Below are 15,139 nucleotides of genomic sequence, written 5' to 3' on the forward strand. Positions count from 1 at the left end.
GGGGACAGAGTGGGCGCATGACCGCAGTGAAGAGGCTCTTCCCCCTGATCGCCTGCGCCTCGATCCTGTTCTCGGTGGTCGGCGTGCTGGTCGGGCAGTTCGATCCCGACCCCTACCTCGACCCCATGAACGTCACCATCAGCGAGTACGCCGTGGCCGACCGCGGGGGCGTCACGGAGGTGGCGATGGCGGTGCTCGGGATCGGGTCGCTGGTGTTGCTGGCGGGGCTGCGGGCCGCGGGGGCGCCCGTACGGGGGATGCCGGAGCGGTTGCTGATGGTGTGGTCGGGCGCCCTGGTGGTGGCCGCGGTGGTCCCGACCACACCCATCGGCCACGATCTCGACCTGGCCGCGCAGATCCACCGGTACGTCTCCGTCGCCGCCTTCGTGAGCCTGCCGGCCGCCGGCGCGCTGCTGGTGCCGAGGCTGGGCGCGGACGCCGTGTGGAAGCCGGTGGCGCGGGTCGTGGAGTGGGTGGCGCTGGCGGGCGGGTTCGGCCTGCTGGCGATCACGTACGTGGCCCTGCCGGGCGACCGGGTGCTGATCGGGCTGGTCGAGCGGCTGCTCCTCGGCGCCGAGGTGGCCCTGCTCGTCGTGCTGGCCGCGTGGCTGGTCAGAGTCACGTGGCGACAGAGCATCGCAAGCACCACGACAACCGCAAATTTCCCGACATATCACGGATTTATCGCTAGTCGATCTTAAAACCAGTAGTTTGGGTGCTATTCTCTCCCGCGATCTTCTATCCGGGAGCAGGTGTCATGGCATCGGGCAGATCCATCAGATTCAAGATCTCGACGCTGCTCGTCATCCCTTTGGTCTCCCTGATCGGTCTCTGGGGCTTCGCCGCGAGCACCACGTTGGGGGACGCGCTCAACCTGTTCAAGGTGGACGCGATCTGGACCGGTGTGATCGACCCCTCGGAAGACCTCGTCACCAACCTGCAGGCCGAGCGCCTGGCCTCGGCCGAACAGATCGCCGGCGCCCCGGACGAAGCCGAGACGCTCGCCCGGACCAGGGCCTCGGTGGACGCCACCGGCAAGACGCTGCGGCAGCACGCGGAGTCGGAGGACACCCGTGCGGCCCTCACCCCCGACATGCGGAAACAGCTCCAGACCGTGCTGGAGGCGGTCGACCGGCTGCCCGACATCAGGGCCAAGGTGGACGACCGGGAGTTCACCCCCGGCGACCTGGTCACCGAGTACGCCAAGATCACCGATGAGATCCACCTGCTGTACTCCCGGCTGACCATGAGCACCGACCTGGAGCTGTCGCTGCAGGCGCAGGGCCTGATCGCCGCCGACGAGGTACGCGAGCTGCTCGCCCGCGAGCACGCCCTGGTCATCGCCTCCAACGGCCGGGCCGGCATGCGCGACGTCCACCTGCTGGCCGGCATCGACGGCACCAGGACGTACCTCTTCCCCAAGGCCCTGGCCAACCTCGACGCCGAGCTGCGCACCCCCTTCGAGAAGCTGTACTACTCCCCCCGCTACGTCACCATGGAGAACCTCCTGGAGGGCTACATCGGCGGCCGGCCGATGGACGTCGACCTGTGGCGGGGCATCGCCGATCAGGTGCAGACGGAGCTGCGCGAAGCCGTCCACGGCACCGGCGACAAGCTGCTGGCCAGGATGGAGCCGGCCGGCACGGGCATCGTGGTGCGGGCCGTCCTGGCAGGGGTGATCGGCCTGTTCGCGGTGACGTTCTCTGTCGTCGTCTCCATCCGCGTCGGCCGGCGGCTCGCCGAGGAGCTGGCGGCGCTGCGGCGCAGCGCGCTGGAGCTGGCGGAGGTCCGGCTGCCGGACGTCGTGACGAAGCTGCGCCAGGGCGAGACCGTGGACATCGCGGCCGAGGCCCCGCCCATCCAGGTCGGCGAGAAGCCGACCAGCGAGGTCGCGGACCTGGCGGCGGCGTTCGACAGCGTGCAGAGCACGGCCGTGGACGCGGCCGTCGAGCAGGCCAGGCTCCGCGAGGGCGTCTCCGAGGCGCTGCGCAACCTGGCCCGGCGCAGCCAGTCGCTGCTGCAGCGCCAGCTCAGGCTGCTGGACGAGATGCAGCACCAGACGGAGGAGCCTGAGGCGCTGGAGCGGCTGTTCAAGCTCGACCACCTGACCACGCGCATGCGCCGCCACGCCGAGGGGCTGGTGCTGCTGTCGGGCGGCTCCGCGGGCCGCAGATGGCGCGGCGTCATCCCCGTCGAGGACGTGCTCAGCGGCGCCGCCGCCCAGGTGGAGGAGTACACCCGGGTCAGGGTCTACCCGATGCCCGAGGTCGGCGTGCCCGGCAGCGCGGTGGCCGACCTCATGCACCTGTTCGCCGAGCTGATCGAGAACGCCGCGTCGTTCTCGTCCCCGGAGAACGAGGTCTCCGTGCGCGGCGAGATGGTCGGCAGGGGCTTCGCGGTCGAGATCGAGGACCGCGGCCTGGGCATGGACGAGGCCACGTTCAAGGCCGTCAACGCCCGCCTGGCCAGCCCGCCGGAGTTCGACCCGGCGCAGACCGAGCGGCTGGGCTTCGCGGTGGTCGGCATGCTGGCCGCCCGGCACGGCGTCAAGGTGACGCTCAAGCCGTCCCCGTACGCGGGCACCACGGCGATCGTGCTCGTCCCGGCCGAGCTGGTGGAGCTGATGGCGCCGCCGACGCAGCCGATGGACCTGACGCCCATCTCCGTGTCGGTCGTCCACGCCGAGACCACCGGACCGGGCGACCTGCCCCGCCGCATCCGTACCAGCAGGCGGGCCGCCGCGCAGGTCCAGAACCTCGTGGACAACGAGGCCCAGTACGAGGCTCAGGGACAGGCCGTGCCGCAGCAGGCCGGCCTGCCCCGCCGCGAACGGCAGACGGGGCTGTCGCAGCGGCTCAAGCAGGCGCCGACGCCCGCGGTGCCGGCCGAGGAACGTACGCCCGAGGAGGCCAGGGCACTGCTCTCCTCGCTCCAATCAGGCTGGCAACGCGGGCGGCAGGACAGCGACCAGGATGGGGGATCTGAACAGTGAGCCGCGAGCACGAGTGGGTTGACGAGGAGGCGGGGCCCGTCGTGCGGCCGTACGCGGTCGCACGCGGGCGTACGAGGTCCGCCTCCGCCGAGGTCGACCTGCTGGCGACCGTCGTCTCGACGGGCTGGCCCGTCTCCGCCAAGGCCGAGCTGAGCGTTCAGCACCGCCGGCTGCTGAACCTGGTCGCGGGCAAGGCCAGGCCCGTGGTCGAGGTCGCCTCGGATCTGGCCCTGCCCGTCGGCGTCGTACGGGTGTTGCTGGGGGACGTGCTGGAGCACGGCCTGGTGACGGTGCGCCCGCCGCGGGACAAGGCCGCCGCCCCGTCGGAGAGCCTGCTCCGCGAGGTCATCAACGGCCTGCGCGCGCTCTAGTTGGCCGAGGTCAGCGTCCGCAGGGAGTGCTCCACCAGCGCGATCATGACCTCCTTGGCCGAGGTCCGCCGGCGCACGTCGCAGAGCATGACCGGGACGTCGTCGTCGAGGTCGAGCGCGATGCGGACGTCCTCGACGCTGTGCTGGTCGGCGCCGTCGAAGCAGTTGACGGCCACGACGAACGGCGTGCCGCGCTGCTCGAAGTAGTCGACCGACGGGAAGCAGTCGGTGAGCCGCCGGGTGTCGGCGATCACGACCGCGCCGAGCGCGCCGTAGGACAGCTCGTCCCACATGAACCAGAACCGCTCCTGGCCGGGCGTGCCGAACAGGTAGACGACCAGCCCGTCGCGGATGGTGATGCGGCCGAAGTCCATCGCCACGGTCGTCGTGGTCTTGGACTCCACGCCGTCGAGGTCGTCGATCCCGATCCCGCGGTCGGAGAGCACCTCCTCCGTGCGCAGCGGCCTGATCTCGCTGATCGATCCGACCAGGGTGGTCTTGCCGACGCCGAACCCGCCCGCGATCAGGATCTTGAGCGCGACGGGGTCCTCAGAGAGCACGGAGTCCATTGATCACTTCCTTGAGAATGCGCTCATTCGACCGCGCCCCTCCTGCCGTGGGCGACGTCACCGAGATGAGACCGTGGTCACGCATGTCGCCGAGCAGCACCCGGACGACGCCGACGGGCAGGTCGAGCTCGACGGCCAGGTCGGCCAGCGAGATCGGGCTCTGGGCTGCCCGCAGGATGTGTCGTTGTTCGGGACCGAGGTCGTCCGGCGGGTCGCCGATCGCGCGCACGGTCGCCACGAGGTCGAACGCGTCTCCGGAAGAGCGCGTGCGTCCGCGGATGAGAGCATAGGGCCGGACGACCGGTCCCGCCTCCTCATCGAACCACTGCGGGCGATCGCTCATGACGCCCCGGCGCGTGGATTGGTGGTGATGTGCTGGCCCACGCGCTTGACCAGCATCGCCATCTCGTACGCGATGTGGCCGACGTCCACGGTGGCGTCGGCGACCACGGCCAGACAGGTGCCCTGGCCGGCCGCGGTGACGAACAGGAACGCCGACTCCATCTCCACGATGGTCTGGCGCACGTCGCCGCCGCCGAAATGGCGGCCGGTGCCGCGGGCCAGGCTCTGGAAACCGGCCGCCACCGCTGACAGGTGCTCGGCGTCCTCGCGGGACAGTCCTTTCGAATATCCGACGGCCAGGCCGTCGGTCGACAGGATGGCCGCTTGGCGCACGGCGGCGACCCGGGTGACCAGGTCGTCCAGCAGCCAGTTCAGCTCGCCGCTGTTCGTGGTCGGCACACTCATGCGTCCCCCTTACTCATGGGCCCCTCCTCGGAGGCTTCTTCTCTGGCGCGTTGGGTTCCCCGCTGGAACGCGGAGAACAGGTCGCGTACCTCGTCAGGAGAGCGTTCGGCCTGCTCCTGCTCCGGCTCGGGCTGCTGTTCCCTGAGCTGAGGCGCCAGGTGGGCCTGTCGCACCCGTTTGGGCAGCCCGGCATGGGTGCCCGAGGTCACGACCGCGAGCGCCTTCTTCCGCGTACGGCTCGGCAGCACCGCCTTGCCGTCGCCGTTCTGGGTCGTCCTGCCCGGCTCGCGGGTCTGCGCGGGCTCTCCGGGCTCGGCGGTTTCTGTGGTCTCGGCCATGAGGGCGCGCGGCACCAGCACGATGGCCAGCGTCCCGCCGAAGGGCGAGCGGCGCAGCTGCACCTTGACGCCGTGCCGCCCGGCCAGCGTGGCGACCACGAACAGGCCGAGCCGGTCGCTGTCGGCCAGGTCGAACTCGGGCGGGGCGGCCAGCAGCGCGTTGACCTGGCCGTATTCGGCGGCCGACAGGCCGAGGCCCTTGTCCTCGACCTCGATGGCGTAGCCGTTGCTCACCCGGTCGCCGCGCACCTGCACCATGGTGTCGGGCGGCGAGTAGATGGTGGCGTTCTCGACCAGCTCGGCCACCAGGTGGGTCACGTCGGCCGCGGCGGCGCCGTCGATCGCGCCGTCCGGCATGGACGTGACGGCGATCCTGGTGTAGTCCTCCACCTCGGCGACCGCGGCCCGGACGACGTCGATCATGGGCACCGGCCGGCGCCAGGCCCGCCCCGGCGCGGCGCCCGACAACACGATCAGGCTCTCGGCGTGCCGCCGCATGCGGGTGGTCAGGTGGTCCAGGCGGAAGAGCTCTTCCAGCCGGTCGGGGTCGTGGGTGCGCCGCTGCATGCGGTCGAGCAGCCCGAGCTGGCGGTGCAGCAGGCCCTGCTTGCGCCGGGCGAGGTTGAGGAAGACCTGGCCGACCCCGCGGCGCAGCGCGGCCTGGCCGACCGCCGCCTTCACGGCGGTGCGCTGCACGGAGCCGAAGGCCCTGGCCACGTCGGTGATCTCAGCGGAACCGCGCACCTTGATCGCCTTGGCCTCCTTCCGCACGTCGACGTCCTCGCCCCTGCGCAGCCGCGCCACGATGTCGGGCAGCCGCCGCTGCGCCAGCTCCACCGCCGCGGAACGCAGCCCGGCCAGCTCTCCGGCCAGGCGTCGACCGAAGCGTACCGAGATGATGATCGACGCGAGAACCGCGATCAAACCGAGGCCGCCGGCGACGGCGATCTTGACCATGGTGCCGGTGGCGGCCTCCGACGTACGGTCGGCCAGGGTCCCGGCGGTGTCGGCGCCGAGGTCGTCGAGGCGGGAGGTGAGGTCGTCGAGGGTCTGCTGCCAGGCGTCGGCGGCGGGCGTCGTGCCGGTCCTGACGATGCGCGTCTCCATGGCGGTGAACACGATGAACGGCTCGCTCGCGAAGACCTCCTCGTACGGCCTGCGCAGCGGCACGTCGAGCCCGGCCAGGCCGCGGGCGTGCAGGAACTTCCTGGAGGCGGCGTACTCGGCGAAGGCGGTGGTCTCGGCCTCGCTCAGTCGCCGGTCGGCCAGCGCGCCGACGACGAGGGCGTGCTCCCTGGCGATGTACTCCCTGGCCAGGCCCATGGTGTGCAGTGACGACGCCTGCTGGAAGATCGCCAGGTCGGAGACGGGGACCAGGTCGTCGGACAGGAGGAACAGCGCGTCGAGGAGGCGGTTGTAGGCGTGCAGGCCGGACAGGCGCGAGCCGCCGCCCGTGTCGATGTCGTCCCTGATCGACGCGAGGCGGTCGAGGGAGGTGCGGAGGTTGTCCAGCGGGGCGCGCAGGTCGTCGCCGACGGCGTCGCCGGCCGCGGAGACGGCGTGCTCGAACTCGGCGACGGACTGGTCGGTGCGGGCGCGCTGGCTGCCGAGCACCTCGGTGAGCTCACGCGTGGCGAGCGTCTCGGCGGAGCGGACCCTTTCCGCCTGCAGCTGCAATCCCAGGTCGGTGGAGGCGACACCGAGTGTCTCGTAGAGGGTGTTCGCGCGGAGCAGGGACCGGGCGTCGTCCATGGTGAGGTTCAGGACGAAACCCCACAGCGCGCTCAGAGACAGGAGGGGTAGCAGCAGCAATAAGAAGATCTTGAACCGAATTGACCGGTTTCGCGAGCCCATGTCCCAACCTCGAGTCGGGGGCATTTCCACACCTTGTGTAAATACACCTCCGGAAGATCGCACAGGAGACTAGCACCGATTAAGTGTCCGGCGCAGTGGGAGCAAGGCGTTCATTACCGTGATTATTGGGACGACATCTGCCGTCGGCGGCGATCCCGGACAAGGGTCCCCCAGAGCCATGCCAGCGCGACCAGCGAGATCACCACGAACCCCGACCAGGTCACCACGGTGTAGACGTGCACCTGCCAGGCGGTCACGTCCGGCACCCGGCCGATCCGCAGCTGCGCGAACTGCCACGGCCGCCCGGTCAGCACCAGCGTGATCGCGATCGCGATGGCGCTCATCGAGTCCCACAGCGCGTGCAGCACCGAGACGCCGAGGTAGGCGAGCAGCACGGGCCCGGTGAGCCGTCCGCCCGCGGCGAACAGCGCGCCGCCCGCGATCGCCGTCCACAGGCCGTGCCCCACCGGCGTCAGGATGCCGCGCAGCACCTCGGTCTCGACGAGCTGGCCCAGCGACAGGCCGTGGGAGGTGAACAGGGCGTTGAAGGCGTACCCGGCGCTCTCGAAGGCGGCGAAGCCGAAGCCGACGGTGGCGCCGAGCACCACGCCGTCGCGGATCGAGCGCTTGACCGCGTGCCGGGTGACGACCATCAGCGCGGCCAGCTTGGCGGCCTCCTCGATGAGGCCGACCAGCAGGAACATCACGATCGACGGCCGCACCAGCCAGCTCTCCAGCAGCGAGGCGCCGAGCACGCCCAGCACGCCGCCCACCACGAACGCGACGAACATCCGCTCCACCGTCACGGTGGGGGAGCGGCCCTGCCCGTACGCCCAGGCCACGAACGTCACGGGGACCAGGAAGCTGCCGAGCAGCACCACGGTCGGCACCAGGTTCGGGTTGAGCGTCCAGGACGTGACGACCACGCTGGCCACCCACAGGACGAGCCCGGTCAGGAAGATCCGCAACCACGGCCGTCGCACGGTGCGCACGGTGCCCTCCGTGCTTCCCGGGCTCCCCGTGCTCACCGGGCGAGCTCCGCGACCGCCCTGTGCGCGGCCAGCACGGCGGCGTCGGCGCGGGCCGCCGGCACCGAGTCCGAGCCGCCGATGGCGATCCTGCCGAACGGCCCGCGCGCCGCGTCCGCCGGGAACGGCCCGTCGGGGTGGTAGGCGTGCCAGGGCCGGCAGTGCTCGGGCGGGTACGCGTGCCCCCGCCGGTTCACGGTGATCTCCAGGATGTCCCCGGCCGGGTCGAAGCCGACCGGCCCGAGCAGCCGGGCCAGCTGGTCGCGGATCGTCCGCTCCAGCACGTCGTACGGCGTCCTGATCAGTTCCCGCCGGCCGGCCGCGGAGCCCGCGTCGGGCCCCAGCTCCGACCTGCACGGCGTGGCCACCAGCCGTACGGAGTCGGGCGGCGCGAACTCCGTGGCGCACCAGTACGCGCCCGTCCAGCGCACCCGCTCGACGCCGAGCCGCCGCCAGGCCCCCGGGTCGCGCAGCCGTACGGTGGCGTGCAGCGCCGGCACCCTGACGACCTGCCGCAGCGCCCGCCGCCGCTCCTCGGGCAGCTCCGGCACGAGGTACGGCACGACCGCGCTCCAGCACGCCAGGATCACCGCCCCGGCCTCGACGGTGCCGACCCGGTCGCCGTCGAAGTAGCCGACGGTGGCGGCGCTGACGCCGTCGCGTACCGAGACGACCGGGCTCGACAGGCGCAGGAGCGCCCGGCCGTCGAGGGCGGGAGCGGCGGCGGGAGCGGCGCCGTGCCAGTCGCGCCGCACGGTGGGCGAGTTGTAGCGGGACGGCTTGTCCCGGTCGAGCCCCAGCCCGGCGAACCCCGGGTAACCGGTGCCCCAGGCGTCGATCGCCCCGAACGCCCGGGCGTCGTAGGCCCAGTCGCGGCTCGGCATGGTCCGGCAGAACCGCTCCACGTCGGGGTGCGCCCCGCACACCTCCCGCAGGAACCGCGAGTACGTCAGCTCCGCCAGCCGCTCCTGCTTGGCCTCCGCGCTCAGCCCGGGGAACCAGTCGGGCGGTTCGTCGTGCAGCCTGAGCAGGTCCCGCCGGGCGGCCTCGGCGATCGGCAGCCTGCCGATCCAGCCGGGCGAGGCCGTCGTGACCAGGGTGTCGGCGCCGAAGCTCTCCGCGTCGCACATCACGGCGTCGGGCCCCGCGGCCCGCACCGGCGGGCGCGGATCACCCAGCTCGTCGTGGTTGTCGAGCACGAGCACGCGCGCCGACGGGTGGCGCAGCAGCCACCCGTTGGCCGCGCTCACCCCGGCGCGCCCGCCGCCCACCACCACGAGGTCGTAGCGTTCCCCGGTGGGCTCGGGCGCGCCCGCGTGCTCCCAGAAACGGCCGTCCCGCAGCGCGTGCGGCACGCTGAGCGCCTCGGCGGTGTCCCCTCGTACGGCGAACGGCGTGGACGCGGCCCTCGCCGCCGGCACGGGCCCAAGGGCGCTCCCCAGGGAGGCCAGGGCGATCCCGTCGAAGAGATCCCGGCGAGAAATGGGGCGATCCAGCCCGAGATCGCGCGGAGTCAAGCTCATGGCGCGATCATCAGCAGCCCGGGCGAAAAGCCGCGCATGGACGCGCAGCGGTTCGACGACATTTTGCGTGACCTGTTACGAGGAATGCCCTGTCGTTTCTGACATCCGCCTTTACAGTCCGCCGCGCAGAACGCCCCGACAAGCCGTTCTGTCGCACGGGGTGGAGGGAGAGCGGCAGGAGAGCGGGGACGGCTTCGAGCAGGCGAGTCGCCGCGTGGAGTGCGGCAATAAGCACGCCAAAACGGAAATCGTTCGTGAAGCCGTTGAATTACGCGAATAGCGGCGTTGTCCAGCCCGTTACTCGGCGTGTCCTCTAGCGTTTTCCACAATGCCGCAAGAGTGAGCCGCCAGAGTCGAATTGGAGAAGCCATGCGCAAGGCTGTTTCCGGCGTGTTTCTGACCACCCTCGTCCTCGCCGGATGCTCCTCGGGAGAAGCTCCCGAACCCGCCGCCTCGGCCACCCCGGCCCAGCCGTCGGCCGCCGAGACCGCGAAGCTGCGCGCCGCCCTGCTGCCGGTGCCCAAGGGCATGAGCATCGCGTACGGCCCCGAGGTGGGCGCGTTCGGCACGCTCAAGTCGACGCAGCAGGGCATGGAGGCGCTGCGCCACGCCAAGGCCGAGCGCCCGGAGTGCGCCGGCGCCGCCCAGCTCGACGCCGCCAGGCCCGAGGTCGCGAAGTCGCCCGCCGCGGTGGTCGCGTTCTCCGCCGACCGGGGCTCGATCACGCAGGCCGTGGTGTCGCTCCCGGCGCCGGCCTTCCCCGCGCCGCTGCCGAAGCAGTGCGCCAGCTACACCGCCGACGTCGGCGGCACGAAGGTCACCTACCGGACGCGCACCCTGAAGATGCCGGTCAAGGGCGACGAGTCGCAGGCCTACCTCACGACGGCCGCGGGCGAGAAGAACAACGCCCAGATCGGCTCGGTCATGATCAGGCGCGGCGCGGTGGTCATGAGCATGCTCGTGGTCGGACAGCAGGTCAAGCCGCAGGGCCTGTACGAGCTGGCCCGCCTCGCCGACCAGAGCCTGGCGAAGGCGACCGCCTAGCGCTCGTCAGATGAGCACGTGGTCGTCGGGGCGGCCGACGAAGGCGAACTGAGCGTTCCTGGTCAGCTTGATGTGGTCGGCCTGCCAGGTGTGCATCGAGGCGTCGGCGCTGCGCCAGTAGACGAAGTTGAAGCGGTCCGCCGAGTAGATCTTGACGCGGTCCTCCTTCAGCCGCCGTACGAGGTGGGTGTCCTCGCCCCGGGTGATGTCGGCGAAGCGGTACGAGCGGAACAGGTCGGCCTTGCCGAGGAACGTGCCGCCCTGCACGAGCCAGGAGTAGCGGTGCTCCAGGCCGGGCAGGCGCAGCATCGTGGTGTTGCTGCCCTCGAAGTACGCGTAGTGCGCGCCCTTGCCGGCCAGCTCGGCGTCGGAGTAGTCGAACGCCCTGACCAGGTCCGACAGGTAGTGCTCGCCGTAGAGGTTGTCGTCGTCCATCTTGGCGATCAGCTCGCCCTCGGCGGCGGCGATGCCCAGGTTCATGCAGGCGCCCAGCGACAGCGAGGCGTCGGCGGGCAGCACGACGACGTCGGTGATGCCCGCCATGCGGGCCTTGTCGGCGACCACGACCGGGTCGATGTCGAGGCCGTGCAGCACCATGACGAGCTGGAGCGGGCGGTGGAGCTGCTTGGCCACCGAGGAGATCGCGTGCTCGATCTGCGCGGCCCGGTTGGTGGGCAGCACGACCGAGATCGACCGTGAGCGCGGCTCGACCCGGTGGCCGAGGTCCTGCAGGATCTGGTCCACCCGGTGGGAGAACAGGTGCTTGTCGAACACCTCGCGCATCGCCAGGTGGCCCATCCTGGCCCGCAGCTCGGGGCTGTTGAGCAGGTGCAGCACCTGGTTGTACGACTCGATCGGCTCGCGCGCGATCGGGAGCAGCTCGCCGAACGTCTCCTCGATGGCCCGCGACCACCCCGACACGACGGGGGTCGCGCAGGCCGACAGCTCGAAGACGCGCCGCGCGCACATGGTCGGCGAGTCGAGCACGGAGTTGACGTTCAGGAAGACCTTGTACATCCGGTACGCGGCCAGCATCTGGTCGTAGGGCAACTCGCCCACGATGTGCGGCCGGTACTTCTCCGGCCAGGCGTACTTCTCGTCGACCTCGCCGTTGCGGGCGAAGATGTGCAGGCCGAGCTCCCTGACGGGGTCGAGCACGGTCTCCATCTGCTCGCGGCGCTCGGGGTGCTTGTCGCGGAAGTACATTCCGGCGAAGACCACGTCGTGCAGGCGGCCCTTGTTCTGCTGGATCGGGTTGTGCACGCGGGGCTGGGCGGCGAACTGCAACACGTCCACCCGGTCGTGTCCCAAAATTTCCCGATATTTCGGCAGCATGTCACCGTCGCAGGTGAACACGTAGTCGAACAGCTTGGCCGTGTCGATGAAGAAGTCGAAGTTCGGCGGGTCCTCCTTGTTCCAGAAGACCGTCGGGATGCCCTCCTGCCTGCACCAGGCCACCAGGTCGCGCAGCGGCTCCTTCGGGGCGTTGGTGCCGGTCATCTGGTAGCGCCAGCGGCCCTGGTTGCCGTGCCAGGCCGACTCGCAGAACAGCAGGTCGGGACGCTTCTCCGCGAAGATCTCCGGCCAGTCCTTCAGCCCGAACTCGATCTGGTCCCACTCGTAGCGGAAGGCCATCCTGGAGAAGTCGTCCAGGATCACCGCGACCTTCAGGTCGGGCCGGTTGACCGGCCCCGCCGGCCACTTCACCGGCGGCACCTCGACCAGCGGCGGCCGGTTGTTCGCCAGCTCGGTCGCCTCGCTGACCGGCATGGGCGGCTTGGGCGCCTTCTGCTTCGACCGGACCGCCTCGACGATCTTCCCCGGACTCTTCGAGCCGAGGGCCTCGCCCAGCTTGTACGTCCGCTTGGCCTGCGTGGCCTCCAGCTTCCAGCTCGCGTACGCGGCCTTGGCCTCGGCGATCTCCAGCCGCCGCCGCAGCTCCCGCAGCTCCGCCTCGTACCGCTCGACGAGCTTGCGATCCTCGGGCAGCCAGTTGACGGGGCCGAGCCGCTGGAAAGTGGGCTCTTCGGGGGTTTCGGCCATCAGAACCTCCCGAGGGGACCGGCGGCTTTAGCCGTCAGGGGAATCGGGAGCGGGAAGGCCGTCAAGGCCCGAGCGTGCCGTGACCTGCCAGGTCCACGCATCACAGATGTCCTTCCGGGTTTTGTCGGTGCCAGCCGGTGCCGTGGTCGTCTCGTTACCGAACGTGGGAGGTGGGTGTGCGTAGGTCGTTCAAATTCCTGTTGCGCCCCACCAGCAAGCAGGCGGCCGCGCTCACGCAGTGCCTGGAGGATCACCGGCAGTTGTACAACGCGGCCCTCGAACACCGCCGCATCGCCTACCGCAAAGCCGGGGTGACCGTCCGGTACGGCGACCAGGCGGGCGAGTTGAAGCACATCCGCGCCGACGATCCCGAAGGTCAGAGCCGGTGGTCGTTCTCTTCCCAGCAGGCCACCCTGCGACGCCTGGACAAGGCGTTCGCCGCGTTCTTCGCACGCGTCAAGGCCGGGCGCACTCCGGGCTTCCCGAGGTTCAAGGGGCGGGGCTGGTTCGACACGGTGGAGTGGCCCAAGGACGGCGACGGCTGTCGGTGGGACTCCCAGCCCCAGCACCCGACCGCGACCTACGTGCGGTTGCAGGGCGTCGGGCATGTGCGGGTGCACCAGCACCGGCCCGTGCTCGGCACGGTGAAGACGGTCAGCGTGAAGCGGGAAGGCTCCCGCTGGTACGTCGTGCTGTCGTGCGACGACGTACCAGCCGAGCCGCTCCCGGCGACCGGCGCGGTCGTTGGGATCGACATGGGTGTTGCTTCGCTGGTCACCACCTCCGACAACGTCCACCGGGAAAACCCGCGCTACCTGGCCGTGGCCGCTGACCGCCTCGCCGCCGCGCAACGCGACCTCGCCCGGAAGAAGCCCGGCTCCAAGCGCCGCCGCAAAGAGGTGGCACGTATCGCCGCGCTGCATGGCAAGGTCCGTCGGCAGCGGCTCGACTACGCACACAAGGCCGCGAACGCCCTCGTTCGCGACTACGACGTGATCGTGCACGAAGACCTGCGGATCAGCAACATGACCCGCTCGGCGTCCGGCACGATCGAAGCTCCCGGCCGGAACGTCGCCCAGAAATCCGGGCTCAACCGAAGCATCTTGGACGCGGGGTGGGGGGTGTTCCTGCAGATTCTCGCGCACAAGGCTGAAAGCGCCGGTCGAGAGCTGATCGCAGTGAACCCCGCCAGCACCTCCCGCACGTGCTCGTGCTGCGGGCACTGCGCCAAGGAGAACCGCGCCACCCAGGCCGAGTTCCGATGCACGGCGTGCGGGCATGCTGCGCACGCCGACGTGAACGCGGCGATCAACATTTTGAGGGCAGGGCTTGCCCTTCGCCGGGCTGCGGAAGCGGCTTAGCGAGAAGCCGTTCCCTTCAGGGAGCGGAGGAGTCACGGTGATACGCCTATCGCTCGCGCGCGGAGGTTTGTCATAGTACGGCGGTTTGAGCCGCTATTCCTGGCGTTCGGCCTGAGAGGCAGGGGCGAGGTTGTCGCCCTCCAGCCAGGCGGAGATCACCTTGGCGATGCGCGGCCCGGCCTTGCCGTCCCAGAGCACCGGCAGCTCGCCGGCCGGCGTGACGGCTCCGTCGGCCAGCGCCTTGTCCGCCGCTGCGGGCAGCAGGGCGGGCGTGACCAGGCGGTTGGTGCCGTGCGTGACCGTGATCGGCCGCTCGGTGTTGGGCCGGACGGTCAGGCACGGGACGCCCAGCATGGTCGTCTCCTCCTGCACGCCGCCGGAGTCGGTGACCACCAGGGCGGCGCCGCGCACGAGGGAGAGGAAGTCCACATAGCCGAGCGGGTCGACGACCTTGACCGTCTCGCCGTCGACGAGCCCGGCCGCGGCCAGCCGCGCCTTGCCGCGCGGGTGGATCGGCACGACGACGGGGACCTTGCGCGAGACCTCCAGCACCGCCTCCACCAGTTCCTTGGCGGCCTCGGCGGTGTCGACGTTGGCGGGGCGGTGCAGCGTCGCGACGGCGTAGCGGGCCGGCAGGCCGAGCCGCTCGACCACGGGCGCCGGGTCGAGCGACGGCAGCGCCGCGAAGAGGCTGTCGATCATGGGGTTTCCCACGAGGTGCATCTTGGAGGCGGGCACGCCCTCTGCGGCCAGGTACGCGAGGGCCTCCGGTGAGGTCGCGAACAGCAGGTCGGCCAGGGCGTCGGTGACGACCCGGTTGACCTCCTCCGGCATCCCCCGGTCGTACGAGCGCAGACCGGCCTCGACGTGCGCGGTCGGGACGCCGAGCTTGGCGCAGACGAGGATGGCGGCCAGCGTGGAGTTGACGTCGCCGTAGACCACGACGAGGTCGGGCTCGTGCTCCTGGACGACCTCCTCCAGGCCGACGAGGAGGGCCGCGGTCTGCTTGGCGTGGCTGCCGGAGCCGACGCCGAGGTTCGCGATCGGCTCGGGCAGGCCGAGGTCGGCGAAGAACACGTCGGACATCAGCGCGTCGTAGTGCTGACCGGTGTGGATGATGCCCTGCCGCACGCCGAGTTCACCGAGTGCTCGCACCACCGGGGCCGCTTTCACGAAATTGGGACGAGCTCCCAGAACGTGCAGGACCAGGGGGTTCTCCCTCATTGACCTCGCCTTTCATAGCGGAAGGGGAAAAACGTTGCCTATGGT

At 70.6% G+C, this 15,139-nt stretch carries 13 protein-coding genes; 5 read left to right on the forward strand and 8 right to left on the reverse strand.

Going from position 1 to position 15,139, the window contains the following annotated elements; all coding sequences use genetic code 11:
- The first annotated feature begins 17 nt into the window (after positions 1-17).
- The 3 genes from E1286_RS08520 to E1286_RS08530 are packed head-to-tail and all read left to right on the forward strand — an operon-like array spanning position 18 to position 3,363.
- Positions 18-701 carry a DUF998 domain-containing protein gene (locus tag E1286_RS08520; protein WP_132610448.1) on the forward strand — a complete coding sequence of 228 codons (684 nt, stop codon included), beginning with the start codon at positions 18-20 and terminating at the stop codon, positions 699-701.
- Between the two features lie 56 nt (positions 702-757).
- Positions 758-2,992: a sensor histidine kinase gene (locus E1286_RS08525; RefSeq protein WP_132610450.1), complete on the forward strand. Its 2,235-nt coding sequence runs from the start codon at positions 758-760 to the stop codon at positions 2,990-2,992.
- Entirely contained in the window at positions 2,989-3,363 is a 375-nt protein-coding gene (locus E1286_RS08530; RefSeq protein ID WP_132610452.1) for a DUF742 domain-containing protein, read from the forward strand. The genes E1286_RS08525 and E1286_RS08530 overlap by 4 nt, the downstream gene beginning before the upstream one ends.
- Here E1286_RS08530 and E1286_RS08535 read toward each other — a convergent pair.
- The 6 genes from E1286_RS08535 to E1286_RS08560 form a co-directional block, all read right to left on the reverse strand.
- The gene (locus E1286_RS08535) at positions 3,360-3,932 is read right to left on the reverse strand and encodes a GTP-binding protein (RefSeq protein WP_132610454.1); all 573 of its coding nucleotides are present in this window, start codon (positions 3,930-3,932) and stop codon (positions 3,360-3,362) included. The two genes, E1286_RS08530 and E1286_RS08535, sit on opposite strands and share 4 nt — an antisense overlap.
- Positions 3,913-4,275 (reverse strand): DUF742 domain-containing protein, encoded by a 363-nt coding sequence (locus tag E1286_RS08540; RefSeq protein ID WP_132610456.1) that lies wholly within the window; start codon positions 4,273-4,275, stop codon positions 3,913-3,915. The genes E1286_RS08535 and E1286_RS08540 overlap by 20 nt, the downstream gene beginning before the upstream one ends.
- Complete coding sequence (locus E1286_RS08545) at positions 4,272-4,679, reverse strand: roadblock/LC7 domain-containing protein (protein ID WP_132610458.1); 408 nt, start codon at positions 4,677-4,679, stop codon at positions 4,272-4,274. Before E1286_RS08545 ends, E1286_RS08540 begins: the two co-directional genes overlap by 4 nt.
- Entirely contained in the window at positions 4,676-6,829 is a 2,154-nt protein-coding gene (locus tag E1286_RS08550; protein WP_165969643.1) for a sensor histidine kinase, read from the reverse strand. Before E1286_RS08550 ends, E1286_RS08545 begins: the two co-directional genes overlap by 4 nt.
- A 164-nt stretch (positions 6,830-6,993) precedes the next feature.
- The gene (locus E1286_RS08555) at positions 6,994-7,863 is read right to left on the reverse strand and encodes a PrsW family intramembrane metalloprotease (protein WP_132610462.1); all 870 of its coding nucleotides are present in this window, start codon (positions 7,861-7,863) and stop codon (positions 6,994-6,996) included.
- A gap of 32 nt (positions 7,864-7,895) precedes the next feature.
- Positions 7,896-9,422 (reverse strand): hypothetical protein, encoded by a 1,527-nt coding sequence (locus E1286_RS08560; RefSeq protein ID WP_132610464.1) that lies wholly within the window; start codon positions 9,420-9,422, stop codon positions 7,896-7,898.
- Positions 9,423-9,791: 369 nt separating this feature from the next.
- Between E1286_RS08560 and E1286_RS08565 the strand changes: the two genes are divergently transcribed.
- Positions 9,792-10,466, forward strand: coding sequence for a hypothetical protein (locus tag E1286_RS08565; protein WP_132610466.1), 675 nt, complete (start codon positions 9,792-9,794; stop codon positions 10,464-10,466).
- A gap of 6 nt (positions 10,467-10,472) precedes the next feature.
- On the opposite strand, the gene E1286_RS08570 is transcribed toward E1286_RS08565, so the two are convergent.
- Complete coding sequence (locus E1286_RS08570; protein ID WP_132610468.1) at positions 10,473-12,509, reverse strand: glycosyltransferase family protein; 2,037 nt, start codon at positions 12,507-12,509, stop codon at positions 10,473-10,475.
- A 176-nt stretch (positions 12,510-12,685) separates the two neighbouring features.
- Here E1286_RS08570 and E1286_RS08575 point away from each other — a divergent pair, with 176 nt between their 5' ends.
- Entirely contained in the window at positions 12,686-13,870 is a 1,185-nt protein-coding gene (locus tag E1286_RS08575; RefSeq protein ID WP_281282640.1) for an RNA-guided endonuclease InsQ/TnpB family protein, read from the forward strand.
- A gap of 93 nt (positions 13,871-13,963) precedes the next feature.
- On the opposite strand, the gene wecB is transcribed toward E1286_RS08575, so the two are convergent.
- Complete coding sequence (gene wecB, locus E1286_RS08580; protein WP_132610472.1) at positions 13,964-15,094, reverse strand: non-hydrolyzing UDP-N-acetylglucosamine 2-epimerase; 1,131 nt, start codon at positions 15,092-15,094, stop codon at positions 13,964-13,966.
- Between the last annotated feature and the right edge of the window lie 45 nt (positions 15,095-15,139).

Origin of the sequence: Nonomuraea terrae, assembly GCF_004348995.1 — a bacterium.
GTDB classification, from domain to species: domain Bacteria; phylum Actinomycetota; class Actinomycetes; order Streptosporangiales; family Streptosporangiaceae; genus Nonomuraea; species Nonomuraea terrae.